24 protein-coding genes and 1 pseudogene are annotated in these 24417 nt (G+C 71.2%); 6 read left to right on the top strand and 19 right to left on the bottom strand.

All coding sequences use genetic code 11. The features are described 5' to 3' along the window. Positions 1-144: 144 nt before the first annotated feature. Positions 145-1013 (top strand): IS5 family transposase gene (locus tag ACZ7OU_RS22290; protein ID WP_470256490.1). Its coding sequence is split into 2 segments (ribosomal slippage): positions 145-516 and positions 519-1013, totalling 867 coding nucleotides; the frame shifts between segments, so codons are not numbered across the junction. A 15-nt stretch (positions 1014-1028) separates the two neighbouring features. Here the strand turns inward: ACZ7OU_RS22290 and ACZ7OU_RS22285 are convergent. From ACZ7OU_RS22285 to ACZ7OU_RS22245, 9 genes are read right to left on the bottom strand one after another with little or no spacing between them, the layout of a single operon-like run. Then, positions 1029-2978, bottom strand: a complete 1950-nt coding sequence (locus ACZ7OU_RS22285) for a right-handed parallel beta-helix repeat-containing protein (protein ID WP_470256489.1) — start codon at positions 2976-2978, stop codon at positions 1029-1031. A 43-nt stretch (positions 2979-3021) separates the two neighbouring features. After that, a complete protein-coding gene (locus ACZ7OU_RS22280; protein WP_470238199.1) occupies positions 3022-3792 on the bottom strand; it encodes an SDR family oxidoreductase in 771 nt (256 codons plus the stop codon). Then, the gene (locus tag ACZ7OU_RS22275) at positions 3789-4850 is read right to left on the bottom strand and encodes a zinc-dependent alcohol dehydrogenase (RefSeq protein ID WP_470238200.1); all 1062 of its coding nucleotides are present in this window, start codon (positions 4848-4850) and stop codon (positions 3789-3791) included. Before ACZ7OU_RS22275 ends, ACZ7OU_RS22280 begins: the two co-directional genes overlap by 4 nt. Then, complete coding sequence (locus ACZ7OU_RS22270) at positions 4847-5686, bottom strand: amidohydrolase family protein (RefSeq protein ID WP_470256488.1); 840 nt, start codon at positions 5684-5686, stop codon at positions 4847-4849. Before ACZ7OU_RS22270 ends, ACZ7OU_RS22275 begins: the two co-directional genes overlap by 4 nt. Further along, positions 5683-6621, bottom strand: coding sequence for an aldo/keto reductase (locus ACZ7OU_RS22265; RefSeq protein WP_470256487.1), 939 nt, complete (start codon positions 6619-6621; stop codon positions 5683-5685). The genes ACZ7OU_RS22270 and ACZ7OU_RS22265 overlap by 4 nt, the downstream gene beginning before the upstream one ends. After that, positions 6618-8537, bottom strand: a complete 1920-nt coding sequence (locus ACZ7OU_RS22260; protein WP_470256486.1) for a DUF8034 domain-containing protein — start codon at positions 8535-8537, stop codon at positions 6618-6620. The genes ACZ7OU_RS22265 and ACZ7OU_RS22260 overlap by 4 nt, the downstream gene beginning before the upstream one ends. 3 nt (positions 8538-8540) lie before the next feature. After that, the gene (locus tag ACZ7OU_RS22255; protein ID WP_470256485.1) at positions 8541-9476 is read right to left on the bottom strand and encodes a carbohydrate ABC transporter permease; all 936 of its coding nucleotides are present in this window, start codon (positions 9474-9476) and stop codon (positions 8541-8543) included. Beyond that, positions 9466-10371 (bottom strand): carbohydrate ABC transporter permease, encoded by a 906-nt coding sequence (locus tag ACZ7OU_RS22250; protein ID WP_470256484.1) that lies wholly within the window; start codon positions 10369-10371, stop codon positions 9466-9468. Before ACZ7OU_RS22250 ends, ACZ7OU_RS22255 begins: the two co-directional genes overlap by 11 nt. Continuing rightward, a complete protein-coding gene (locus ACZ7OU_RS22245) occupies positions 10368-11720 on the bottom strand; it encodes an ABC transporter substrate-binding protein (protein ID WP_470256483.1) in 1353 nt (450 codons plus the stop codon). The genes ACZ7OU_RS22250 and ACZ7OU_RS22245 overlap by 4 nt, the downstream gene beginning before the upstream one ends. A gap of 229 nt (positions 11721-11949) precedes the next feature. On the opposite strand from ACZ7OU_RS22245, the gene ACZ7OU_RS22240 reads away from it, so the two are divergent. Both ACZ7OU_RS22240 and ACZ7OU_RS22235 read left to right on the top strand, forming a co-directional pair. Further along, positions 11950-12735 (top strand): FadR/GntR family transcriptional regulator, encoded by a 786-nt coding sequence (locus ACZ7OU_RS22240; RefSeq protein ID WP_470256482.1) that lies wholly within the window; start codon positions 11950-11952, stop codon positions 12733-12735. Between the two features lie 156 nt (positions 12736-12891). Then, complete coding sequence (locus ACZ7OU_RS22235) at positions 12892-13263, top strand: DUF742 domain-containing protein (protein WP_470256481.1); 372 nt, start codon at positions 12892-12894, stop codon at positions 13261-13263. A gap of 304 nt (positions 13264-13567) precedes the next feature. On the opposite strand, the gene ACZ7OU_RS22230 is transcribed toward ACZ7OU_RS22235, so the two are convergent. Then, positions 13568-13717, bottom strand: coding sequence for a hypothetical protein (locus tag ACZ7OU_RS22230; RefSeq protein WP_470256480.1), 150 nt, complete (start codon positions 13715-13717; stop codon positions 13568-13570). Positions 13718-13968: 251 nt separating this feature from the next. Continuing rightward, positions 13969-15096 carry a hypothetical protein gene (locus ACZ7OU_RS22225; RefSeq protein WP_470256479.1) on the bottom strand — a complete coding sequence of 376 codons (1128 nt, stop codon included), beginning with the start codon at positions 15094-15096 and terminating at the stop codon, positions 13969-13971. Between ACZ7OU_RS22225 and ACZ7OU_RS22220 the strand changes: the two genes are divergently transcribed. After that, entirely contained in the window at positions 15095-15304 is a 210-nt protein-coding gene (locus ACZ7OU_RS22220; RefSeq protein WP_470256478.1) for a hypothetical protein, read from the top strand. The two genes, ACZ7OU_RS22225 and ACZ7OU_RS22220, sit on opposite strands and share 2 nt — an antisense overlap. Before the next feature lie 16 nt (positions 15305-15320). Here ACZ7OU_RS22220 and ACZ7OU_RS22215 read toward each other — a convergent pair whose 3' ends face one another. The 3 genes from ACZ7OU_RS22215 to ACZ7OU_RS22205 all read right to left on the bottom strand — a co-directional run bounded on the left by ACZ7OU_RS22215 (position 15321) and on the right by ACZ7OU_RS22205 (position 17237). Then, complete coding sequence (locus ACZ7OU_RS22215) at positions 15321-15479, bottom strand: hypothetical protein (RefSeq protein WP_470256477.1); 159 nt, start codon at positions 15477-15479, stop codon at positions 15321-15323. A 213-nt stretch (positions 15480-15692) separates the two neighbouring features. Beyond that, entirely contained in the window at positions 15693-15950 is a 258-nt protein-coding gene (locus tag ACZ7OU_RS22210; RefSeq protein WP_470256476.1) for a hypothetical protein, read from the bottom strand. A gap of 96 nt (positions 15951-16046) precedes the next feature. Next, entirely contained in the window at positions 16047-17237 is a 1191-nt protein-coding gene (locus tag ACZ7OU_RS22205) for an AI-2E family transporter (RefSeq protein WP_470256475.1), read from the bottom strand. A gap of 307 nt (positions 17238-17544) precedes the next feature. Here ACZ7OU_RS22205 and ACZ7OU_RS22200 point away from each other — a divergent pair, with 307 nt between their 5' ends. Then, a complete protein-coding gene (locus ACZ7OU_RS22200) occupies positions 17545-17736 on the top strand; it encodes a hypothetical protein (RefSeq protein ID WP_470256474.1) in 192 nt (63 codons plus the stop codon). A 3-nt stretch (positions 17737-17739) separates the two neighbouring features. Here ACZ7OU_RS22200 and ACZ7OU_RS22195 read toward each other — a convergent pair whose 3' ends face one another. Further along, positions 17740-18435 carry an SDR family NAD(P)-dependent oxidoreductase gene (locus ACZ7OU_RS22195; protein ID WP_470256473.1) on the bottom strand — a complete coding sequence of 232 codons (696 nt, stop codon included), beginning with the start codon at positions 18433-18435 and terminating at the stop codon, positions 17740-17742. Between the two features lie 33 nt (positions 18436-18468). Further along, on the bottom strand, positions 18469-18834 hold the full coding sequence (locus tag ACZ7OU_RS22190; RefSeq protein WP_470238214.1) for a DoxX family protein: 366 nt from the start codon (positions 18832-18834) through the stop codon (positions 18469-18471). Between the two features lie 83 nt (positions 18835-18917). Between ACZ7OU_RS22190 and ACZ7OU_RS22185 the strand changes: the two genes are divergently transcribed. Continuing rightward, the gene (locus ACZ7OU_RS22185; RefSeq protein WP_470238215.1) at positions 18918-19409 is read left to right on the top strand and encodes a MarR family winged helix-turn-helix transcriptional regulator; all 492 of its coding nucleotides are present in this window, start codon (positions 18918-18920) and stop codon (positions 19407-19409) included. A gap of 182 nt (positions 19410-19591) precedes the next feature. Here the strand turns inward: ACZ7OU_RS22185 and ACZ7OU_RS22180 are convergent. The 3 genes and pseudogenes from ACZ7OU_RS22180 to ACZ7OU_RS22170 all read right to left on the bottom strand — a co-directional run. Continuing rightward, positions 19592-20599: pseudogene (locus ACZ7OU_RS22180) on the bottom strand (MFS transporter); the annotation flags it as partial. Positions 20600-20752: 153 nt separating this feature from the next. Beyond that, positions 20753-22669, bottom strand: a complete 1917-nt coding sequence (locus tag ACZ7OU_RS22175; RefSeq protein ID WP_470256472.1) for a WD40 repeat domain-containing protein — start codon at positions 22667-22669, stop codon at positions 20753-20755. Positions 22670-22714: 45 nt separating this feature from the next. Next, complete coding sequence (locus ACZ7OU_RS22170) at positions 22715-24250, bottom strand: nSTAND1 domain-containing NTPase (RefSeq protein WP_470256471.1); 1536 nt, start codon at positions 24248-24250, stop codon at positions 22715-22717. Positions 24251-24417 lie beyond the last annotated feature (167 nt).

Genomic DNA, 24417 nt, shown 5'->3' with positions numbered 1-24417 from the left:
ACGGCACCTCCACGCGGCACGACCTATATGTTGTGGGTGACAACATATAGGGCGACCCGGACCGGGTAAAGACGATCGCCACCGCCGCGTGGGCTAGGGCGTGTCCTGTAAGTGATCTAGCTGCGGTCCGGTTGGATTGCAGACGTGGTTGGTCGCGATGAGTTGACAGATAAGGCGTGGGCGGTGATCGAGCCGTTGCTGCCACCGCAGCAAGGCGGTGGTCGGCGGTGGCGTGATCACCGCCAGGTGATCAACGCGATCTTGTGGAAGCTGCGCACCGGTGCTCCGTGGCATGACCTGCCCGACCGCTATGGCCCGTGGAAGACCGCGCACGAACGGTTGCGGTTGTGGACCAAGGACGGCACCTGGGCGCGGATCCTGGACCGGGTGATCGTCAAAGATGACGCCATCGGCGACCTGGAGTGGATCATTTCGGTCGACTCGAGCGTGGTCCGGGCGCATCAGCATGCTGCTGGTGCGCGGAAAAAGGGGGATGCAGCGACGCCATCGAAGTCCTCGCCTGCGGCGGAGAAGGACTGGGGCGGTCCCGCGGCGGGCTGAGCACCAAGATCCACCTCGCGGTGGACGGGCGTGGTCTGCCGATGCGGTTCCTGCTCACGCCGGGCCAGGCCGGGGACAACCCGCAGCTGGTGCCGCTGCTGGACGGGATCAGCGTCGCCCGTCTCGGGCCGGGCAGGGCGCGGTGCCGGCCGGAGACGGTGATCGCGGACAAGGCCTATGCGCATCCCTCGACCCGGCAGGTGATGCGAGACCGGCGGATCACGTTCGTCAGCCCGGAACGTGACGACCAGATCGCCCGCCGCAAGAGCAAGGGCTCCCGCGGCGAGCGACCACCGGCCTTTGACGCGCAGGTCTACAAGCAGCGCAACGTGGTGGAACGGTGCTTCAATCGGCTCAAGCAGTTCCGTGATCTGGCCACTCGCTATGCCAAACGCGCCGCTTACTACCAGGCCGAACTCATCATCGCCGCTATCGTGCTCTGGCTCCGATGACTTACAGGACAGCTCCTAGTGCCCCGCCGGGGAGATGCCCGCCTCGCGCATCACCTCCTGCGCGGCGGACGGCCAGTTCGCGTCAGTGACCTTGACGTTGCCGTCCAGGACGTTGTTGTGCGGCGCGCCGGTCGCGACCTGTGTGACGCCCGTGTCGTACCAGTTGCCGGTGAAGGTGTTGTCGTCGGTGTTGTTGGTACCGCTCGCGTTCGTGAACGCCCAGACCCCGGCGTCCTGGATGACGTTGCTCGACAGGCTCACGTACCGCGAACCTTCGTCCAGGTACAGGCCCACGGTGTTGTGGTTGTCGTAGACGTAGTTCCGGTCGATGACCGCACCCGGGTCGGCCGACAGGTTGTAGATGCTGCCGCCGTCGTGGAAGACCTTCTTCGTCCCGTGCACGAGGTTGTAGCGGACCACGGTGTCCTTCAGCGTCGTCGGCGTGGTGTAGACGGGCTGGTAGGCGTACAGGCCGCGGTTGCGGTAGTCCTGGCTGCCACCGGGGTCGTTGGCGCCCCAGCCCCAGCCGACGTCGATGCCGTCGTAGGCCAGGTCGGACACCTCGTTGTGCTCGATCACGGCGTGGGTGACGTAGGTGCTCAGGATGCCGGCCATGTCCTTGTAGTCCCGCGCCACGTTCGTGACCAGGTTGTCGGTGATGGTGACGTTCTCGTTCGTCATCGCGGGGTTGCCCGGGTGGTGCGCGTCGGGCTGCACGCCGCCGACCACGACGGCGGAACCGGCGTCGTCGGTGAAGGTGTTGCGCCGCACCGTGATGCCGGACGCGCCGAGGCCGACGCCGCTCGCGTGCGCGTTGGCGTCGTTGCCGATGCCGAGGGCGACCTGGCCGAGGTGGGCGAACGTGTTGCCCTCGAACGAAATGCCGTCCGCCGCCGAGACCTGGACGGCGGCGGGAACCTGGTGCCAGCTGTTGCGCGCCGCCTCGAACAGGGGGCAGCCGATCTGGCAGGAGGTCAGGAAGTCGGCGGGCTGCGGGAAGGCGGACGCGATGAACGCGCCGCTCTGCTGGTCGGCGTAGCCGATCGACGTGCCGGGTTGCAGCCAGGTGGTGTGCTCGAAGCCGAGCCCGTGGAAGGCGAGGTTGCGGACCGGACGGTCGTAGGTCCCGCTCACCTGGACCAGCGACGTCAGGCGCGGCAGCTCGACGTCCTTGCCGGCCGGGGACTGTCCCGGCGCGGCCTTGTAGAACAGCTTCCCGGCCGCCGGGTCGAGGTACCACTGCCCGGTCTGCAGGAACGAGTACGAGTTCTCCAGCAGCAGCGTCCCGCCCGCGAAGGGGCGAGCGAGGGTGTCGTAGCCCCAGTTGTTGTTGTTCCACGCCGGTTGCTGCATGGTGATCGTCGTGCCCGCGATGCTCCGCACCGGCGCGTACCGGTCGGTGAAGGAGTTCTGGCTCTCCACCTCGATCCGGTTCTGGGCGGGCAGGGTGGCCAGGTAGCTCAACGCCGGGTTGACGATGGTCAGGCCGGTGGCGGTGACCTGGACGTCGGTCCGCGCGATGGTGATCGCCGCCCGGGGAGCCGAAGCGCCGTCGACGTAGAGCTGCCGCGAATCGGCGCCCTTCGGCACGTCGGCGACGAAGATGTTCGCCGCCGGATCCCGCAGCTTCCACCCGGTCACGGCTTGGCCGCCGGACAGCACCGGCTTCTGGCCGGGGCGGGCCTGCCAGGTGATGGTGTGGCCGCCCCGGCCGGAGTCCTCGCCGGTGAACTTCAGCGGGGCGTTCAGCCGGTACGTGCCGCCCGCGAGTTCGACGTGGACGTCCGCGAGCGCGGACAGCGTGCGGGCGAGCTTTTGGGCGTGCTGCAGGGTATCGCCGCCGTGGGGCGCCACGACGATCGTGAACGCGGGGAGCCCGGCCGCCTGGGCCGGGACGGCGGTCAGTGCCGCGGCGCCGGCGGTGACGGCCAGCGCGGCCAGCACTTTCTTGACGGGGTGACGCATGATCGTCCTCCTTGAGGATCGTGCGAGGGAACGGGGAGCGGGCTCAGCGGCCCAGCCAGCCGCCGTCGACGGGGACCAGTGCGCCGTGGACGTAGTCCGACGCCGCGGAGGCGAGGAAGACGGCGACGCCGCCGAAGTCCTCGGGGGTCGCCCAGCGGCCGGCCGGGATGCGGTCGAGGATCGCGGCGAAGCGGCCGGGATCGGCTCGCAACGCCTGGGTGTTGTCGGTTTCGACGTAGCCGGGGACGATCGCGTTGACGTTCACGCCGCGTCCCGCCCATTCGTTGGCCAGGGCGCGGGTGAGACCCGCGATCCCCGACTTCGCCGCGGCGTACCCGGGAACGTTGATGCCGCCTTGGAAACTCAGCAGCGACGCGGTGAACACGATCTTGCCGCGGCCGCGCTCGATCATGCGCCGGCCGACCTCCCGGGCGAGGGTGAACTGGCTCGTGAGGTCGACGGTCAGGACGCGGTCCCAGTCGGCGTCGGAGTGTTCGGCGGCCGGGGCCCTGGCGATGGTGCCGGCGTTGTTGACGAGGATGTCCACCGGTCGCCCGAGATCGGCGAGGACGTCCGCCAGCTCCGCGACGGCGGCCCGGTCGGCGAAGTCGGTGCTCAACGCGGTGCAGGTGCGGCCGAGCGCGGTGACGCGCTTCTCGACCTCGCTGCCCGACGGCTCCTGCTGCGCGCTGACGGCCACGATGTCCGCCCCGGCGGCGGCCAGCGCCTCGGCGATGCCGAGGCCGATCCCCCGGCGGGCGCCGGTGACCACCGCCAACCGGCCGGTGAGGTCGAACGGGGAAAGCGGAGTCATCCCGCCTCCCCGGAAGCGCCGCAGTCGATGAGGACCTTCATCACGCCCGCGCCGGATTCGAGGGCCGCGAAGGCCTCGCCGGCCCGCTCGAGGGGTTCGGTCCGCGAGATCAGGGCACCGGCCGGGATCGCCCCCTCGCCGAGGAGCCCGATCGCGGCGGTGAAGTCGTCGCGGTCGTAGAGGCGGGCGCCGACCAGCGTCAGTTCGCGCCAGAAGAACCGGTGGAGGTCCACCTGCCGGGGCGCCGGGTGGATGGCCACCTGGACCAGCCGGCCTCTCGTGGCCAGTGCCCCGACCGCCGTCGCCACACCCGCTTCGGCTCCGGACACCTCGAAGGCCACCGCGGCACCTTCCCCGCCGGTCCACCGGTCGACGGTTCCGGAGAAGCCTTCGGCACGCGGGTCGAGCGCGGTCAGGCCGAGTCCTTCCGCGACCGACCGGCGGAACGGGTCCGGCTCGGCCAGCAGGACGGCCGCCCCGGACCGGCGTGCGACGACGGCGATGAGCAGCCCGATCGGCCCGCCGCCGACCACCAGTGCCCGCTCCCCCGGCCGCAAGGCGGCCTGCCGGACGTCGTGCACGGCCACCGCGACGGGTTCGACCAGCGCGGCGTGGTCGAGCCGGAGGTCGTAGGGCAGGCGCACCAGGGTTTCGGCGGGGACCGTCCAGCTGCTCTGCATCGACCCGGGCGCGTCGATGCCGAGGAACACCAGGCGGTGGCAGACGTGGGAGTGACCGGCCCGGCAGGCCGGGCACTCGCCGCACCACCGCAGCGGCATGACCGTCACGGAATCGCCGGGCCGCCAGCCTTCGACACCGGCGCCGAGCTCCGCGACCCGCCCGGACATTTCGTGGCCGAGCACGCCGGGCGGATGGACGCGGCTGTCCATGTCCCCGTGGTAGATGTGCAGGTCGGTGCCACAGATCCCGGTGTAGGCCACGTCGATCCGGACGTGGCCGGGCGGCGGCGCCACGGGATCCACCGCCTCGACGACGAGGCTCCGGTGGCCGGAGTAGGCGACCCGCCGGGTGGGCGGGTCCTGCGGTGGAGCGTTCATTCCGGGTCCTTTCCTGCTGCTTGCCCGAGGGCTGCGCGGGCGAGGTAGGTCTGCTCGGCGTTGCGGCGGAGCACGGCTTCGGCGGGGTGGCCGTCGAGTGCGGCGTGGACGACGTCCAGCCACGCCTCGGGGTCGGTGGCCAGGGTCATGACGGGCCAGTCGCTGCCGTAGAGGCACCGGCCGGGCCCGAAACTGTCGAGGGCTTCCTTCAGGGTGTCGACCACCTGCGCGCGCGGGGTGCCCGGGGCGGTCTCCGTGGCCAGGCCGGACAGCTTGCACCGCACGTTGGCGTGCCGGGCGAGCCGGCGCAGGGCCCGGCGCCACCGCTCGTACCCGGGGCCGCCGGGCGATGGCTTGCCGAGGTGGTCCAGGACGATGGTGGTCCGCGGGCAGGCTTCGGCCAGCGCGGTCAGTTCGGGCAGCTGGTGCGCGCGGACGCAGGCGTCGAACGGCAGCCCCGCCTCCCCGAGCGAGCGGACGCCCGCGCGGAAGCCCGCACCTTCGAGGAAGCCGGGGGCCTCGTCCTGCACGTTGCGCCGGACGCCGACCACGAACGGGTCGCCGGCGAACCGGCCCGCTTCCTCAGGACGCTCGAGGTCGGCGTGCGCCACGATCCCGCGGATCCAGGGGTACCGCCGCGCTTCCCGTCGCAGCCAGGCGATCTCGGCCCCGGCGTCCCCGGGGATCCGCCCGGCCTCCACGACGATGACGTCGTGCCGGACGGGGAAGTGCTCCGGGGTGAACGGCCGGTTCAGCCGGGCGACGTCGTCGAGCCACGGGTAGCGCAGCCGCCGTGGGTCCCAGAAGTGGACGTGGGAGTCGAGGACCGCGGTCATGCCGCCACCTCCGGTTCCTGGTTTTCCGCGCGGCCGCTGGGCCACGAGCGGTCGCGGACCGGCTCGAGGCACTCCTCGACGGCGCGCAGCAGGTCGTCGTCCACCGGCTCGGTGATCCAGCGGACGTCCCGGCGCACCTCCTCCGGATCGGCCGCACCGACCAGCGTCGAAGCGAAGCCTCCGGTCCCCACCGCGAACCGGAGGGCGACGCGCGCGAGGTCTTCGCCCCGGTCCCGGCACAGCGCGGCGGCCTCCGCGCACCGCCGGAGGATGTCTTCCGGTGCGGGGTGCCAGGACGGTGCCCCGCGGTCGGTGAGCGCTCCCATCGACAGCGGCGACGCGGTGATGACGGCCGTTCCGTGGCGCGCGAACCATTCCCGCCACGCGGCGAGCCGCCGGTTCTGCAGCGTGTACTGGCAGTAGGAGATGACCGTGTCGACCCGGGTCCGCCCGACGACGTGGGCGAGCGCGGGCAGCGGGAAGCCGGTCACGCCGACGGCGCCGATCACACCGGTCTCCTGCAGGGCCCGCAGGGCGGGAATCGTCTCGTGCACGACCTGGTCGAGGTCGCCGAACTCGACGTCGTGGCACTGCACGAGGTCGAGGTGGCCGGTCCCCAGCCGGTCGAGGCTTTCCCGCACGCTCCGGGTGACCCGCTCGGCGCCGAAGTCGAACTCCGTCTCGCCGTACCGGCCGACTTTGGTGGCCAGCACGTAGTCCGAGCGTTCGACACCGCGCAACGCCTTGCCGAGCACGGTTTCCGCGTTCCCGTAGAACGGGGAGACGTCGAAGAAGGTGATGCCGAGCTCGAGTGCGGTGTGGACGGCGTCGATGCCGCGGTGTTCCCCGCCGCGGGGCAACCGGCCCAGCGGGGCGGCGCCGAAACCGAGTTCGGAGACCGTCAGCCCGGTGTCGCCGAGTGGCCGTCGGTTCACGCGGCACGCTCGTCGAACGGGGTGACGTAGGACGGCGTCCGGGCCCGCAGGGCGATCCGCAGCGTCAACCGGATCCGGCTGGACCGGGGCAGGTCCACCCGCAGCCACGGGCCGTCGAGCTCGATCGACGCGGTCGTCACGGCCGGTTCGCGGTGGCCGTAGTCGTAGAGATCGCCGATCCACGACGGGTCCTCGCACGCGTCGTACTCCACGCCGCGGATGTGGTGCTCGGCGAACGCGCCGGCCTGGACGACCACCGACCGCGGCTCCCGCGGGTCGAGGTTGACCAGCTCGACGACGGTCGCCTCGGGGTCGATGCCGGACACCAGCGCCGCCACGGACGGCGGCAGGCCCGGCCGTTCCGCCCGCGCGTCGTAGTAGCGGACGCGGGCCTGCTGCAGCCCGCCGTTGTAGACGACCTGCGGAGCGCCCCAGGTGAGCTGGACGAGGGCTTCGGTCACCACGGGGTTGGACTGCTGCCACAGGTGGATGTCGGCTTCGGTCACGGCCCGGCCGCGGTAGCGCTCCATGCGGGTCAGCCGGTGCCGTACCTGGGCCTGGGCGGCGGCCAGGATGCGCTCCGGGTAGTCCGGGTTGTCACCCGCGAGGTAGGCGAGCCACGGCTCCTCGTGCCCGGCTTCCTCCTTGCTGCGGAACGGCCGCACGGTTCGCCAGTCGTGGCCACCGGCCACCCGCAGCCGTTCGAGGCGTTCGCGGTCTTCCGGCGCGGCCGTGTGGTGCCACAGCGCGGCCGGGACGCCCATCAGCATCGGGTTGTAGTCGAACCAGCCCCGGTCGTCGTAGCGGAAGGGGACGTGCAGCGCCGGGGTGTCCACGTCTTCCCGCAGCTGCACCGACCACTTGGAGCCGAGGCTGGAATCCGCCTCGGTGAACGCCATGACCTTGCCGTGGGCGATGATCTCGTCCAGTGCCGGGCGCACCAGGTCGGTGAACGTCTCGTCGCCCGTGGCGAGCGCGGCCGCCAGGGCGGCGACGACGGCGGCGTGCCCGACGCTGTACCAGCCGTGCGGCCAGGACCACCCGTAGTGCCCGCCGTACCAGCGTCCGTCCAGCAACCCGCCCACCGTCCCGTCCGGGCCGACGTTGTCGGGGAGGATGCCGTTGTTGGCCGACGCGCGGTCCCGCCACGCGCCCACGTACTCCGCGAGCCAGTCTCGGTAGCGCGGGTCGCCGGAGAGCAGGAAGGCGTTGAAGACGAGCCCGGAGGCGGCCAGGTTGACCGCGGTGTCCCCCTCCCCCGTTCGCCGCCGCATCTGCTCGCCCAGCCGCGGGTCGCGATCCCGCGGGGGCTCCTCGGCGTCCGCGGGCAGCAGCCACTCCAGCGGAAAGCCGTACGTCGCGGCCTCTCGGGGCAGCCACGGGTACGAGCCACCGTCGAAGATCCCCTCGCGCGCCGGATCGCTGCCGTTGTGCGGCCGACGGATGATGCGGTGCACGGGGTCGTAGTTGCCGTGAGCCGGGTCGACGTAGAGCTCCGCGAACCGCAGCGCGCGCTCCCGCCACCGCTCGGGCGCCGCCATGCACAGGAAGTACAGCAGCAGCAGGCTTTCGCCCTGGTGGAACCAGTCGTAGCCGCGTTCGTACTCGTCCTTCAGCATGTCCAGTTCGGTCAGCTGCCGGGTGACACCCTCCCAGTGCAGCTCCGACTCGGCGAGCAGGTCGTCGGCGCCGCCCAGCAGGTAGAGCTGCGGCCAGTTGAAGAAGGTTTCGTAGAAGTCGTCGACGCCGTCGCGGGTGCTGAGCCCGTCGTCGTAGGCCAGCCGTCCGTCCGGGCCGGTGAAGTCGCGGGCGAACCGGCGCCAGGCCTGGTCGAGCAGGGCGAACAGCTCTCGCTGGGCGATCGCCCAGCCCGGTGGTTCGAGCAGGGGTACCGAAGCCGTGATGACGGGGTACATCGGCTACTCCTTGGTTGCGCCGGCCAGCATCCCCGTGACCAGGAAGCGCTGGGAGAAGAGGAAAACGACGAGGACGGGCGTGATCGCCAGCAGCGTGGCCAACGCCAGTTCGGGGCGCTGCACCGCCGCGGTACCGACCGTCGGGTTGAACTGGGGAACCGAGTTCAGCAGCGTGCCCAGGCCGACCTGGACCGGGAACTGGTCGCTTTGCGGCAACAGGACGTAAGGCAGGAAGTAGTTGGTCCAGTTGGCCACGAAGCTGAAGAAGCCGACGAGGGCCACGATCGGCGCGGCGAGCGGCAGGGCAATCCGGCGGAACACGCCGAACTGCGAGCAGCCGTCGAGCTTCGCCGCATCGATCAGGTCCCGCGGCACAGCGGTGGTGAAGTAGATGTAGGTCAGGTAGACGCCGAAGGGGTAGAACGCGTACGGCAGGATGATCGACCACATCGAGCCGATCAGTCCCACCGCGTTCACCTCGAGGAACAACGGCACCACGAGGGTGGCGTTCGGCATCAGCATCACCACGAGCGTCGCGACCAGCAACGTGCGCCGGCCGCGGAACTCGGTCATCGCGAGGGCGTAGCCGGCCGGGATCGCCACGCACAGCGTGATCGCCAGCGCCACGAACGAGTACACCGCGGAGTTGCCCAGCCACTGGAAGATCGCGTTGTCCTGGAAGGACGTGAGCGCGTTCCAGTTGTCCGCCAGCGCGTGCCACGACCCGAAGGACAGGGGGTTTCCGCGCACGAGCTGGTCGTCGGTCTTCGTGGCCGCCAGCAGGAGCCACAGCACCGGCAGGACGAAGAAGACGAGGAACAGCACGAGCACCAGGGCCGCGAGCGGGTTCGGCAGTTTCCGGGCGCGACGCCGCCGTGGAGCGGCCGCGGGGCGCACCGGCTCGTTCACGTGCGCGGGACGACGGGTGTCAGTCGGCATCGAAGAACCCCGATCGGGCGACGAACACGCCGGCGACGACGAGCCCGACCAGCAGCAGCTCCACCGAGATGGCCGCGGCGGTGTTCACGTTGTTGTTCTGGAAGGCGAAGTCGTAGGAGAGCTGGTTGAGCGAATAGTCGCGGCCGGCGACCCCGACGCTCGCCTGCGAGAGCAGCTGCGGTTCGACGAACAGCTGGGTTCCGCCGGCGAAGGCGAGGATGACCATGTAGACGATCCACTTGCGCAGCAACGGGATCTGGATGCGCCACGCCGTCTGCCACGCGCCCGCGCCGTCGATCCGGGCCGCCTCCAGCAGATCGGGCGAGATGTTGTTCAGTGCGCCGAACATCACCACGATCCAGCCACCCGCCCCGGTCCAGAAGGCGATCAGGGTGAACAGGACCGGGAGGTGGTCCGGCGCGACGACCTGGCCGAAGGTGTCGAACCCGGCCACGCGCAGCAGCGCGCTCACCGGGCTCACCGACGGGTCCAGCATGAACAGCCACACCATGACGCTCGCGGCCCCGGCGAGCGCGCCCGGGATGTAGTACAGGAAGCGCAGGGCCTTGCCGGTCCCGCTCGAGGTCAGGCGGTGCAGCAGCAGCGCGAGCCCGACGACGAACACGACCAGCGAAACGAGCCAGAACACCAGGTAGAGCGCCACGTGTCCGACGGCGGAGAAGTACCGGAAGTCACCGGCGGCTTCGACGAAGTTCGAGAAGCCGGCGAAGGTGTCGCCCGCGTCGGTGAAGGCGAAGTACACCGCGTAGACCGTGGGAACGACACCGAACGCGATCAGCAGCACCACGTAGGCGGCGACGAACAGGTGCCCGGCCCGGCCCGGCCGGAAGACCCGCCGCCGCGACGGGTTCCCGGCCGGGACGACACTGGTCACTGGCTGACCTCGTACCCGTTGGACCGCGCGTAGTTCGTGATCGCGGCCTGCCACTCGGGCAGCATCGAGACGATCGTCTTGCCCGCGGTCAGCGCCGGTGTCACGGTCGCCGCCCAGATCGCCTCCTGGCTGAACTGGCCGTAGCCCCACCCCGGCCACACCTGCGGGGCGGCGGCCTGCAGCGGCGCCGCGATGTCGTTGGCGTAGTACTTGCCCGAGGACTGCTTCGCCAGCCAGGTCTTCGCCGCCGCCGCGTAGGCGGGGTAACCCGGTGAGACGGTGCCCTGGTACTCGTCCGAGGTGGTGACCCAGGTGAGGAAGTCGGTGGCGGCCTTCAGGTTGGCGCTGTGGGCGGACAGCAGCCAGGTGCCGCCGCCGACGTTGCCGACCGACGGGGACGGGTCGCCGGCCCACTGCGGCAGCGGGGCGGCCGCGATCTGACCGGCCGGGGTCTTGAACGACTCCTGGAACACCGAGCCGCCGAACCACGACGGCCCGGGCATCATGAGGATCTTGTCCGCGGCGTTCTTGTCGAAGTCGGAGCTGAACACGCTGCTGGTGGACATCGTGCGGTTCTTGACGAGCGTGTCGAGCAGCGACGCCATCCGGGTGCAGTTCGGGCTCGTGGTGTTCACCTTGACCGACTTCGGGCCGGTGATCTCGTTGGCCCCGCACTTGGACGCCCAGAGGTAGATCTCCGGGGTGAAGTTGTCCCCGGCCGTGCCCACGAAGTAGCCGGGGTGCTCGGTGGCGACTCGCTGGCCCAGCGCCTGGTACTCCTCCCAGGTCTTGGGCACCTGGTAACCCCACGACTGCATCAGCGGGGCGTTGTACCAGAGGACGGTCTGGGCGAGGTCGTTGCGCAGGCAGTAGAGCGTGCCCTCGACCGTGCACGGGTCGTTGGCCCCGGCGGTCCAGCCGCTCAGGGTGGCGTCGGGGATCTGGCCCTTGTTCAGCGGAGCGGTGAACCCGGCCTGCACCGCCCAGCTGACCTCGTTGTTCTGCGAGCTGAACACCACGTCCGGCCAGCCGCTGCGGGTCCGGTTGAAGAGGCCGACCTTGGTCTGCAGGTAGTTCGAGCCGTTGGCGTCCCCGTCGTAGGTGACGATGTCCATCGGCACCTCGGGGTGCTGCTTCTGGTAGAGCTGGGCCGCGGGCAGCCGGGTGGAATCGACCCAGACGGCGATCTTCCCGCCCGTCTGCGGCACCGGCTGGAACCCGGCCTGGGCACCACCGCCGCTCCCGCCGTTGCCGCAGGCTGTGACCGCGGCGAGGAGGACCGCGACGCCGAAGGCCAGCACCGCGTACCGCCTTCCTCTGACTCCGGTGGCGCGCACATGAGCTGTCATGAGGAACTCCACTTCATCGTGGCACCCGCAGGTCGCACCTGACGAGGCGACGGCACGTCATATGTGTCGTACACATTGCTGCGAGCGGTCTCTAACGGGGACTATCACAGCTGGCCGAGGCATCTTCGTCAAGGGGTCTCGTCGGAGAAAATAAGTACTACACATTGTTGCCAGGGTGAGGCAGATGTAGGGTTCACGGCACCGAGCCGCGGACGAAGGAGACACCTGGGTGGACGACACGCGTGCAGCGGGCGAGCCGGTGCCCCGGGAAGCGGCCTACCGGCCCGGGTACGAGCGCGTCGCCGAGGAGATCCTCCGGCTCATCGCCGAACTGCGGCTGCGGGCCGGAGACCGCATGCCGACGGAGAACGACCTCGCCGCCCGGCTCGGCGCCTCGCGCACCGTGGTGCGCGAGGCGATCAAGATCCTCTCCGCCATCGGGCGGGTGCGCGCCCAGAAGGGGCGCGGTCTCTACGTGGCCGACGACGAGGGGATGCTCGGGTCGGCCCGCTGGTCGGGCTTCTTCCTGCCGACCGACCTGGACCACGTCTACATGCTGTTCGAATTCCGCCGCGTGCAGGAGATGACGGCCAGCAGACTGGCCGCCACCCGCGCCACCCCCGTCGAGCTCCGGGCGATCGAGGCGGCCGCGGAAACCTGCCGCCAGGGGTACCTGACCGGCGAAGCGCCGCTGTTCGATCGCGGCGACGAAGATTTCCACCTGGGCATCGCCGCCGCGTCCCACAACCAGTTCCTCCTGGCCGCCGTGCGCGAAGTCCGGCGGCTGCAGCACCAGTCCAGCACCATCGGTCTCCACGGCACGGTCGGCGGGCACGCCGCGGAGGCGGTCGAGGAGCACACCGCGATCTACACGGCCATCCGCGACGGCGACCCGGAAGCCGCCGCCCAAGCCGCCGCGGTGCACCTCGACAACACGCTCGAGGACTACCGCCGCGAGATCCAGCGACGCGTCTTCGGCCAAGTTCCCGCCCCGCACGTCGACAGAAGCCCCTGAACGCACCCTCGCTGATCACCCACGGCGCGACCATGGGCCTGCTGCGATCGTGTCGGCCGCCGTCTGTTACCGGCTCCTACCCGTTCGGTCGATTGCCGACGATCGGTCGACCGTCAAATAATTTTCGGCAGTCGACAATTTCAGTGAGGAGCAGCAGTGGAGCCGGCGTTGGGGCTCGACCCGGGCACGGCAGATCTTGTCCGCCCGTACTTCCGCACCCATGGACGTACGCGGCCCACGCGCACGCTCCCCCTCGAAACCCTCATCGCGGCAACCGAGCGAGGCCGTGCTCCAGAGCACGCGTGCTCACGGGAAGAGGCCGCGATCTGCCTCCTGTGCCGCTCGTCGCAGTCGGTGGCCGAAATCGCCGCATATCGACGAATTCCCCTGGGCGTCGCACGAGTCCTGGTTTCCGACCTCGCCGACCGTGGTCTGGTGACCGTCCAAGACACGCGGTCGACCCCCGGCGATCGTCACAGCATCGACTTCATGGAGCGGGTTCTCCGTGGTCTCCACGCGATGACGTAACCACTCGCCACCATTGAACCAGAACGCGGGCACCCGCTCCGTGACAGTCGGTGTCCGCCAAGCAGCGACTCGCCGCGGCTCGGGAGCTGTCGCCGGAACACCCCGCCCCGGCGGCGATCCGGCTTCCGTGGATCCGGCCGTGACGGCGGGGTCATCGGCACGCATCAGGCAACAGTTCGACTGAGCAAGTGATCGCCCGATCGCCCCAGCCGACACGTCCAGCAGGCCGAGGACCAGATCCTGGCCGCGTACCTCAACCTGGTCCAGTTCAGCCGGGCGGTCTACGGCGTCGCCGCCGCTGATCTCATTCCTCGTAGTAATGGCTGTACTGCATCATGACCATCGCCACGGGGGCAGAGCTGTGCGGGTGCTCCGGATGCTTCTCGTTCTGCTCGGCGGAGCCGGGATCACGGCTGCAATCAAGCTGCATCAGGTAGGACTGCTGCAGCGACAAGTCGACCCGCCAGGCCGAGGACCGCCAACTGGTGATCCTCGCGGGAAATCACACCTTTCGAGCCGATCCGCGACCTGACCGAACCGGCCACCTTCGGTCCGTTGCCCCTCCAGGCTGTCGTGCGGATCGCGGCGAAGCTCCGCCGGGTCGACGTCGGGCTGCGGCTGGTCGGCGGCTCGCCCTCGACCGTGGCCGGCGTGCGGTCTCTGGCCAGCCTGCACAGCACGGTCGGCGAGGCCCTCGGAGACCGCTCAGTATTCACCGCCGCTTTCGGTTTCCTCGGCGCGCTCGCGGTTGCGCTGCTGCCGCTCCCGTTCACGCCGGCTGTAGGTCGCCCGGCGGACGCGTTCCTCGTCTTCGAGGCTCGAGCCCATCGCCCCGGCGACGATGCCCACGGAGGTCGCGAGCCACACCAGCTTGAGGTACGAAGCCGGCCCGGCCGGATGACCGAGGACCTGCCCGAAGTAAGTGCCCTCGACCAGGACGATCGACGCCAGGAACGCCAGCGCGAACAGGATGGCGTACATGCAGGCCACCCCGATCGACAGCGTCAACGCGGTCGAGGCGTTGTACAGCAGGGCTTTCCGCCGGTCGAGGTGCCCCGACGGCGAGTCCCACAGGTGGTTGTGCACCATCAGCCAGCCCGCCATGACCACGACCGCCAGCACCGTGATCCCGGCCAGCCGCAACGCGGGCAAGGCTTCGGCCAGCTTCCAGAACGAGGTCGTGATGATGCCGTACGCGGCCGTGGCCGCCGCGGCCGCGGTGGCACCGGCGAGGTTGGGCACCAGCCGCCACGGACGGTTGTCCCGGATCATCCCGGCGAGCAGTCGCAGGCGGCCGCGCACCCCCACCAGGGCCAGGTGCTCGTCGGCGGCGCCGCGGCCACGGATGTGCCGCGTCGGCGCTACCAGCTCCCGCAGCCGGTCGAGGATCCCCCGCGGCGGATCGGCCTCCTTCGCCGCGCGGCGCGCCACCAGGTGCCGGACCAGGTGGACGATCAGCCGAGACACCCGGCCGCGCAGCCGCAGGGCCCCGAGCGCGGGCAACGACACCATCGCGACACCGTGGTCGGCGTTGTAGTCCGACGCGATCGGGACCGTGCCGGCCCGCCGCGGGAGGTCGGTGATCAGCACCAGCAGGTCCCAGCCGTGTTCCGACCTGCGCTCCTCCGCGAGGGCCAGCATGGGGATGTCACCCTCCTCGGTCAGCGGAAGGGACTGCGTCTCGTGCTCGACGCGCCAGGCCGTCTCCTCGCCGAGGTCACGGGTCAGGCGGGCGGGCAGACCGTCCGCGATTCTCCCGGCGACCTGCCTGGGCAACCCGTTATCGGTCAGCAGGCCCACCACCAGGGCCTCCGGCGCACATTCGGCGGTCATGCTCGAGCCTCTCCTCCCGCTCCGAAGGGAACTCCCCGGGTTCCCGGCTCGACCGACGGCAAACGGCCGGGCGGTCGCCGTCCGGGATCTCGCCACCACGCTGCGGCAACCCAGCGAGCAGGAACGGCTCATCGTGCTCGGCGACCTCAACGACGAAGCCGCGCGGCCACCACCCAGATCCTGCTCGGCCCGTCCGGCTCCGCTCTGAAGCCCCGCGTCGCTGATTACCGCCGACCAGCGAATCCCGGGTCGACAACGACGCACGCGAACTCATCGACCACATCCTCGGCGAACAGCTGCCCGCTGGTGCAGAAGCCGATCGCGCTGGGCCCTTGGTCCGCGAGCAGGTCCTTGCTGCGCTCGCCAACCGAGGACAGCGCCACCCGAACAGGTCTTTCGGATCCAGGCGACCCCGGTGGACGCGATCGTCGGCGCGGCCCCGCACGCCGACGATCGAGCCGTCCTTGACCGCCAGGTCAAGCCCGTCGCCGTTGGAGTGCAATACAGCGGCGGTGCGGACCCAGATGATCTGGGTGCACGTCGAGGACGGCGAGATCGTCCTCAACACTGAAGCGCACCGAACAGGATCCATACCGCTACGCCGAAGTACCCGGCAAGGTCACCGGTGTCGAAACCGGCGAGCGCGCCCGGCACAACGGCGCGGCCGACTGAGATAGCTCCGAACCACGACAAGAGGCACCATGTCGCACGACCGAGCCGACGTCGACGTTTTCCCTGGTGTTCTGGACTTTGATCGCCTCCGTGAGGCCCATCCGCGCGAGGACTTCGCGACCGGCGCCCCGGACGTCCACGTTCTGGTCGCCGTCGCGGAAGGCTTCGGCTCGCTGCAGCACGGTCACTTCCCAGCCGGTTCGCCGCAGCCGGAAGGCCGCCGAGAGGCCGGCGATGCTCGCCCCCGGAAATCACTGCGCGCCGTGTGGTCATCCGGCTCACGCCCTGTCCAGCCGGGGGTAGGCGACTTCGCGGAGGATGAGCAGGAGCGCGGCGGCGATCGGGATCGCGACCAGCGCGCCGACCACCCCGAGCAGGACCCCGCCGAGCAAGACCGCCACCACCGTGACCAGCGCCGGGACCTCGACCGCCTTCCCGATGATCCTCGGCACCAGCAGGTAGTCCTCCAGCAGCCGGTAGACCAGGAAGAACCCCGCCGTGGCCAGCGCGACCGGCCACGACACCGTCAGCGCCACCAGCGACACCCCGATCCCGGCGATGGCCGTCCCGAGCACCGGCACCAGGTCCAGCAACGCGACCAGGATCGCGAGCAGCAGCGCGTACGGCACGCTGAAGATCAGCAGCCACGCGAACGCGACGGCGCCGGCGATGAGCGAGATCAGCGCGTTGCCGAGCACGTACCCGCCGACCTTGGCGAAGATCTCGTCACCGATGAGGATCGTGCGGGGGCGGCGGGTGTGCGGGACCAGCCGGTAGAGCCCCGCGCGGATGCGGGGCAGGTCGGCCAGGAAGTAGATCGTCAGCACGACCACGATCAGCAGGTCGCCCACCGTTCCCAGCACGGCCTTGCCGGCGTTGAGCGCGCCTTCGAAGCTTCCGCCGTCGAGCAGCTGCTGCAGGTGCTGCTGGATCCCGAACCGGTCGTTGAGCTGTCCCAGCGGGGAATTGTGGTCCTTGAGGTCCTGCAGGTACTGCGGAACCTGGTGGGCGAACGCGGTGGCCTGCTCGACGAGGACCGGAATCGCCGCGGCCAGGAACCCGCCGCCGATCAGCACCAGCGCCAGCAGCACCGTGAGCACGGCCGCCCAGCGCGGGAACCGGTGCCGGGCCAGCCACGACACGGCGGGCTCCAGGCCGATCGCGATGAACAAGGACAGTCCGATCAGGACCAGGGTGTCCTGGGCCGTCACGATCAGCTCGGCCACCAGGTACGTCACCGCGACCCCGGCGGCGCCGAGCATCCCGATGAAGAACGGCGACTTCCGGTCCAGCTTCCGCCCTGGCTCGCCCAACGGGGCTTTCCCGGTGCTCAGCTCGGCCGCCTCGGCTTCCGCTTCGGCGACCGATCCCTCGTCTTCGGTGTGCGGCTGGGCGACGAGGTCGTGGTGGCCTTCTCGCGCTTCTTCGGGCTCGTTGCCGCCTTTGTCGATGTCCGAGGGTTCCGGCATGACCAGCCTTCCTTCCGCCACCGCGAGGTGGGTGGGCGCACAACTCGATCCCCGACCCGGCGGCTGAGGGCTTGACCCGGGTCACCGTGGCCCCAGCGCAGACCGACGCTCGGCGTAGGCGAGATCGAGTCCCGGCTACCCCGGCCACGCGGCGGCAAACACCTCGGTCGACGAACTGGGAACGCGGTCACCGAAGCGGGCGCTGTTCGGGAACGACGCCGCGATCCGGCTGACGTTGACCCCGCGGGGCCTGCGAAGGGGCCCGCCGAGCGCAGGTCGACACCACCCGCGCGAGTCGTCGGCGCCGGTGCCCTTCGTCACCGAGGTGCTTGCCGAGTCCGAAGTGGACGAACTGGGTACCGTGATGCTGATCGAGATCACCTCCGCCTCGCTGCGCGCCCTCGCGCTCTGGCGGCACGACCACACGGCGGTACCGCGCGTCAGGCTGGTGGACGCCCCGTGGCTGGTCACCGAACCACGGGTACCGCCCTCGTCCTGAGGGTCACCACGGGGAGATCCCCTTCGCGTCGAAAAAGCCGCCAGTCGGATCCGCCGGGCCGAACCGGGCGGCCCGCACGATCGGTGCCGCGCCGGACTCGACGGGCTGTACGCCGGGGAGTGAGTTCATGCCGGTTGCCGTGGGGCCCGGGTCGACGATGTTGATCCGGAGGCCCGGGTACGCCTTCGCGTACTGGACAGTCATCATCGACAGGGCCGCCTTTGACGCCATATAAGGGATTTCGACGAGGCGGGACTCCATCCGGGCCGGGTCGTGGACGCGGCCGAACGAACCGGTGCCGCTGCCGACGTTGACGACGACGCCGTGGCCTGCCTTCTCCACCAGCGGCAGGAACGCGTGCATCACCCGGACCACGCCGGTGACGTTGGTGTCGAAGACCCTCCGCGCGTAGGCAGCGGTCACCTCGGACACCGGCTTCAGCTCCGGCCGGATCGCGGCGTTGTTGACGAGCACGTCGAGGCGGCCCCGCTCGCGCTCGACGAGCGCGGCCGCCGCCGTCACGGAGTCGTCGTCGGTGACGTCGAGGGTGAGGGGCCGGACCCCCAGCTTCGCCGCCGCCTCGGCGGCTTTGTCTCCGTCACGAGCGGCGACGTAGAGGTCGAAGCCGGCGGCGGCGAGCTGCCTGGCCGTTTCGAAGCCGAGGCCGCGGTTGGCGCCGGTCACCAGTGCGATGGGCAACGGTCATCCCCTTTCGTTCGTAGTGCTTCCGGCTCAGAACGCGTACGGCCCGAACCGGCCCCACGCCACCACCGCCGCCAGGATGAGCAGCACCCCGCTCGGCACCAGCGCCGAGAGCTCCCCGCGCCGCAGGTGCAGCACGACCGCGCCGGCCATCACCAGGGCCAGGCCGGTCGCGGCGAACGGGACCAGGATCGGCGCCACACCGGCGGGCAGGATCAGGCCGAGGGCGCCGAGCACCTCCAGCACGCCGATCGTGCGAGGCGCCCAACTTGGCGCGTCCTCGGCCCAAGGCTGCGCCGCGACGTACTTCTCGTGCGGCAGAGCGAGCTTGAAGACGCCGGAGAACAGGAAGCCGGCGGCGACCAGCCCGGCGACGACCCAGAGAGCGGTATTCATGGCAGATAGTCTACTCAGTAGACGATCTACTCGAGAACCCATCTGTCTTGCAAGTCATCTCGGGGACCACCTACCATCACGGTGTGACACCCCGACCCTCCGAGCGCGACGAACCCCTCGGCCTGGACAGCGACCTGGGCTGGGCACTCCGGGTGGTGTCCGGCGAGTTCCGCCGGACCGCCACGAGCTCCGTCGCCGCGTTGCCCGGTGGCCCCCGGGGCTACCTGGTGCTGATGGCGGTCGTGTCCGGACCTCCGCGCTCGCAGCTCGCGCTCGCCCAGCAGCTGGCGCTCAACAAGACCGTGATGACCTATCTCCTCGACGACCTCGAAGCCGAAGGCCTGCTCACCCGGCAGCAGGACCCCGTCGACCGCCGGGCGCGCCAGGTGCTCATCACGGAAAAGGGCACCCAGGCCCTGAAACAGGCTCGCGAGCGCCTGGGCGAAGCCGAGTCAGCGCTGCTGTCCGATCTGGACTCCGCCGAGCAGCAGCAGCTGCGGACGTTGCTGGAGCGGGTCGCGCGGACCGCCCACCGCGAAGAGAACGACCCCGACGACTGCCGCCTGCAGGACTGAAGCCGACCGGTCCCGGGTACGGCGCGACGCCGGGGTGCCGGGCCGCACGTCGTGACGAGCACGACGACGAAGGCGCCGGCAGCAGCACCCGGGAACGGCCTCGATGCTCGTCGACACCAGAGGTGACACGCCCGCCTCCAAGGGTTATCGCCGACGCGTGACCTACCTGCTCATCGACCTGCTCACCGAACGAGGGCCGGCCGGACCCGGTCGCGCTCGGCCCAGCGCACGACAGCCGGCACCGCGAGGCCCGTCGCCGCGAAGATTCCGCCGACCACCAGCCAGCCCGGTGTGCCCCAGGTGATGCACAGCGCGATCAGCACCGCCGGCCCGAGCGTCACACCCAGGCCCAGCCCCATGCCGAACAACCCCTGGTACTGCCCGACCGCGTGCGGCGGGGCCAAGGTGAACGACAGCTCGAACCCGCCCGCGGCCTGCCAGATCTCGCCGACCGTGTGCACGACCACCGCGGCCAGCAGCAGGACCAGCGCCAGCCACGTCGGCGCGCCCGCCATCGCCGCGATCGCCACGCAGGCGGCGAAGAACGCGAACCCGGCGCGCCGGAACGCCACCGCGCCCGCCTTCGTCGTGTCAATCCGGCGGCTCGCCCGGACCTGGAAGAACACCACGATCACCGTGTTGACGACCATGACGCCGGAGACCGTCCAGTTCGGCGCCGTCGTCCGGGCGACCAGCCACAGCGGGACGGCCGCGGTCAGCACCCGGTACTGGATCGCCATGACGCCGTCGAGCAGCGTCAGCACCAGGTACGGCCGGTCCCGCAGCGCCACCCACCGCGGGCCCGCCCCGGCCGGTTTCGGAGGCACCGTCGGCAGGAACAACACGATGGCCGTGCTCGCCGCGTACGACACCGCGCTGCCCGCGATGAGCAGCAGGTACGCGTTGCGGGTGTCCGCCGCGACGCCCCAGCCGGCCAGCAGCGCGCCGAGCGCGATGCCCAAGTTCGTCACCGACCGGAGGTAGCCGCGGAACTCCGCCGGCCGGTCGCCGCCGTACTCCTGCACCAGCGGGCTGCGGGCGGCCGGCCCGGCCGTCTGGGCCGCGGCGCCGAGGCTCGCGAACACCACGAACGTCCAGAACCCTTGCGCCAGGCACAGTCCCGCCATCGAGACCGCGCCGAGCACGAGCGTGAGCGCGTAGACCGTGCGGGCGCCGTGGCGGTCGGCGAGGTGCCCGAGAGCGACACCGCGCCGCGATGGTCAGCCCGAGGCCGACCTGGCCGGCCGGCAGCTGGACGACGCGGGTGAAGTACAGGACTCCGGCGGTCAGGTACACGCCGTTGCAGAAGCCCTAAGCTGTCTGGGAACCGGCGGCGCACGGTCTCAGCGGAGCAGCATCCGGTCCCGCTCCGCCGGAGTCAGCTCGCGGAACACCCGGTCGTGCGCGAGCTCCAGAAGTGCTGCCGCATCAGGCAGAACCGGCCACACGCGGGCGGTGCCGTCGCCGGACGCCGTGACCACCGCCGTGCCGTCGGGCGACCACGCCACGCCCTCCGCCCAGGCGCGATGGCCCCGGTGGACCGCCAGCTCGACGGCCGCGACCAGGTCCCACACACGCAAGGAGCCGTCGTCGAGGACCACCGCGACCCGGTCACCCGCCGGGGCCCACGCGAGGTCGCGGACGACTTCTTCCTGCTCCCCCAGGTCGGCGGCGGGTCGTCCGGACTCCGCGTCCCACACCAGCAGCCGCCGGTCCTTGGCGCCGGTGGCGAGCCGGGTGCCGTCGGGTGACCACGCCACGCCGGTCACCGCGTCGGTGTGCTCGGTCAGCACCGCCTGCGCGGGGCCGCCGGTGGCGTGCCACAGCCGGACGGTGCCGTCGTTCGAGCCGCTCAGCAGCCGCGATCCGTCCGGGGACCAGGCCAGGCCGCGGACCGTCGCGCGGTGTCCGGAGAGGACGGCGAGCTCGGCGCCGGTCGCCGCGTCCCACACCCGGATGGTGTCGTCGCGCCCGCAGCTGGCGACGCGGGAGCCGGCCGGGTCGAAGATCGCGCGCCGCACGCCGTCTTCGTGGCCGGAGAGCAGCCGCGACTCCGTCCAGCCGCCGGCGTCCCACAGGCGGACGACGCGGTCGTAGGACGCGGTCGCGAGCGTCCGCCCGTCCGGGGCGAACGAGACTCCACGGACCTCGCCGCCGTGCGCGAGGCTCACCAGCGCCGCGCCCGTCACCGCGTCCCACACCCGGGCGGTCCCGTCGCGGGAGCCGGTCGCGACCAGGCGCCCGTCCGGCGACCACGCGACCGCCCGCACCCAGCCGGTGTGCCCGCGCAGCCCGAGCAGTTCCGGGGACGGCGCGGCATCCCAGATCCGGATCGTGCCGTCGCGCGACGCGCTCGCCACGCGCGTGCTGCCGGGCGCCCACGCGACTCCTTCGACCCAGTCGGCGTGCCCGCGGAGCACGGCGGTCTCCTCGCCTTCGCCGGCGTCCCACAGGCGGACGGTCGTGTCCCGCGAGGCGCTCGCGATGTGGAGCCCGTCCGGCGACCAGGCCAGGTCCTCCACCACGCCCTCGTGGCCACGGATCACCAGCCGCTGGTCGGCCCGCTCGGCGTGCCAGACCCGCACGGTCGTGTCGCGCGAGCCGCTCGCGAGGCGCTTGCCGTCCGGCGACCAGTCCACCGTCTCGACCCAGTCGCGGTGCCCGCGCAGGTGCACCAGCGCCGGATCGGCCAGCGGCCAGAGGCCGGCCGTGCCGTCTCCCGACGCGCTCGCCAGCGTCGCCGAGTCCGGGGCGAACGCGACGTCCTGGACCCAGTCCCCGTGTCCGGTGAGGACGGTGAGCTCGGTCCCGTCGGCGGCCGACCACAACCGGACGGTGTTGTCGCGGGCGCCGGTCGCGACCATCCGGCCGTCCGGGCTGAACACCGCCGCCTCGAGCCGTTGCTCGTGCCCCGTCAGCAGGAACAGCTCCGCGCCGGACGCGGTGTCCCACATCCGCGCGGTCTTGTCCTGCGCGGCGGACACCAGCCGGGTGCCGTCCGGCGAGAAGGCGACGGTCGCGACCTTGTCGGTGTGCGCGCGCAGCACGCGGAGTTCGGTGCCGTCCCGGGAATCCCACAGCCGGACGGTGTGGTCGTGCGACGCCGACGCGAGCGTCCGCCCGTCGGGAGACCAGGCGACACCCCAGACCCAGTCGTCGTGCCCGCGCAGCAGGACGCGCTGGCGGCTCGCCCGCAGCGCCCGGTGCAGGGCGCGGAACGCCAGCGGGCGCGGCGCGCACTCCTCGATCGCGGCGAGCACGGTGAGAATGGCCAGCTCGGGGTCGACCTCGGTGGTGAGCGTCGCCTACGCCGCGAGCGAGTCGGCCAGCCGCTCCCGCCACACCTGGTCGTCACCCCGGGAGGCGGCGAGGAACTCCGCGACCTCCGGCACGGCCTGCTCGGTGCTGTCGGCCATCCAGCGCATCGCGGTGTGCAGCCGCTCGCCGCGCAGCAGGAACGCCCGCAGCCGGCCCGACCGCAGCCACTCCCCGGCCCACCGTTCCAGCTGCGTGCGCCGGCGCAGCGCCTCGGCGTGCGACTCGACCTCCTGGCGCAGCGGCGCCCAGTACCGGAACAGCGCCTCGTGGGCGACGTCGAGGACCACGTGCCCGCTGCTGCTCCGGCTGATCAGCAGCCGGGCGTCGACGAAGGCGTCGGCGATCCGCCGCTCATCCTCGGTCAGGTCGGCGGCCCGCACCCGGCGCCGAGTCGGCTCCCGCCCCTCCCACGTGACGAACCTGCGCAGGAGCTGGAGCACCCGGTCCTCCGCGACTTCGCCGGACAGGTCGTGCAGCACGGCTTCCGCCTGAGTCGCGATCGCGCCGCGCACGCCGCCAAGCCGTTCGTAGTCCTCCACGGAGATCACGCCCCGGCCGCGGCTTCGCACGTAAAGCCGCTGCAGCACGTAGGCCAGCAGCGGCAGGGAATCGCCGCCGCCGGTGTCGGCGACCATGCGGCTCACCAGCCCCGACGCGAAGCTGACGCCGGCGAGCTCGGCGGGCCCCTCGATGACCTCGCTCAGCGCGTCCGCGTCGAGGGCGCCGACGGTCACCGGCTGCTGGGCCAGCGCGGCGAACCGGGACTCCAGCAGATCGGTCAGGAACTCCGAGCGCAGCGTGGCGACCACCCACAGGTTCGGGTTCGCCGCCAGCGCATCGCTCACCAGCGTGAGGAACTGGTCGCGTTCTCCGGCGCCGGCCAGAGTCGACAGTTCCTCGAACTGGTCGATGACCACGAGGTGCCGGTGCCGCCCCGACACCGCCTGGATCCGAGCGCCCAAGGTGGCCTGGTCGGCCAGGAGCCGGGCTTCGAGCTTGTCGGCGGGCACCTGGGGCGGCAACTCCGCCAGCGCCTGCGCGAGGGCGGCCACCGGCCTGGTGCCCGGCTGGAACGCCGGGCTGATCACCCAGCGGGTGCGCCGCTGTCGCAGCGCCGGGATCACCCCGCCCTGCACCAGCGACGACTTGCCGCTGCCCGAGGGCCCGATGACCGCGACGAACCGCCGCGAGTGCTCGCGGACCACCGGATTCAGCCGGTCGACCAGGTCCTGCGTGGGAACCGCCCGCCCGAAGAACACCGCGGCGTCCTCCGGGGCGAACGCCTCCAGCCCCGGGTAGGGCGGCCGGTCCGCGGACCAGAACCTGTGGGCGGTCCCGCCCTTGACCAGCTCCTGCGCGACGACACCGGCGAACGCCGTGGCGAACAGCGCCAGGGCGGCGAGCAGCGAGGTGCTGCTCCCGGTGACCACGGTGAGCGCGGTCGCCACCCCGAGCACGACCCCCGCGGCGAGCCACACCCGCAACCGGTAGCGGAACCGCTGGGACCAGACCCGCCTGCGCATACGGGAATGCTCGCCAAACCGCTCCCGCAAGCCAAGACCCGATCGGGTCGCATCCACCGCGCGTCAGCAGGGGGCCGGTGAGCCTCTCCGGTGTGGCCCACGACACAAGGCCGTGGTGTCACAGGGACGGGCCGCACCGGTGTCTGGTGGTCGTCCGCTACACGACA

The sequence above is a fragment of the Amycolatopsis sp. NPDC114505 genome (assembly GCF_055633615.1).
The sequence above is the reverse complement of the archived record's forward strand: the minus strand, read 5'-3'. Positions and strand labels throughout refer to the sequence as shown.

What these genes read in the sequence shown, in the direction of transcription:
- ACZ7OU_RS22285 (WP_470256489.1), bottom strand. Translation starts at nt 2,978, where the DNA reads ATGCGTCACCCCGTCAAGAAAGTGCTGGCCGCGCTGGCCGTCACCGCC.
- ACZ7OU_RS22280 (WP_470238199.1), bottom strand. Translation starts at nt 3,792, where the DNA reads ATGACTCCGCTTTCCCCGTTCGACCTCACCGGCCGGTTGGCGGTGGTC.
- ACZ7OU_RS22275 (WP_470238200.1), bottom strand. Translation starts at nt 4,850, where the DNA reads ATGAACGCTCCACCGCAGGACCCGCCCACCCGGCGGGTCGCCTACTCC.
- ACZ7OU_RS22270 (WP_470256488.1), bottom strand. Translation starts at nt 5,686, where the DNA reads ATGACCGCGGTCCTCGACTCCCACGTCCACTTCTGGGACCCACGGCGG.
- ACZ7OU_RS22260 (WP_470256486.1), bottom strand. Translation starts at nt 8,537, where the DNA reads ATGTACCCCGTCATCACGGCTTCGGTACCCCTGCTCGAACCACCGGGC.
- ACZ7OU_RS22255 (WP_470256485.1), bottom strand. Translation starts at nt 9,476, where the DNA reads ATGCCGACTGACACCCGTCGTCCCGCGCACGTGAACGAGCCGGTGCGC.
- ACZ7OU_RS22245 (WP_470256483.1), bottom strand. Translation starts at nt 11,720, where the DNA reads ATGACAGCTCATGTGCGCGCCACCGGAGTCAGAGGAAGGCGGTACGCG.
- ACZ7OU_RS22220 (WP_470256478.1), top strand. Translation starts at nt 15,095, where the DNA reads ATGCTCGAGCCTCTCCTCCCGCTCCGAAGGGAACTCCCCGGGTTCCCG.
- ACZ7OU_RS22225 (WP_470256479.1), bottom strand. Translation starts at nt 15,096, where the DNA reads ATGACCGCCGAATGTGCGCCGGAGGCCCTGGTGGTGGGCCTGCTGACC.
- ACZ7OU_RS22205 (WP_470256475.1), bottom strand. Translation starts at nt 17,237, where the DNA reads ATGCCGGAACCCTCGGACATCGACAAAGGCGGCAACGAGCCCGAAGAA.
- ACZ7OU_RS22190 (WP_470238214.1), bottom strand. Translation starts at nt 18,834, where the DNA reads ATGAATACCGCTCTCTGGGTCGTCGCCGGGCTGGTCGCCGCCGGCTTC.
- ACZ7OU_RS22170 (WP_470256471.1), bottom strand. Translation starts at nt 24,250, where the DNA reads ATGCGCAGGCGGGTCTGGTCCCAGCGGTTCCGCTACCGGTTGCGGGTG.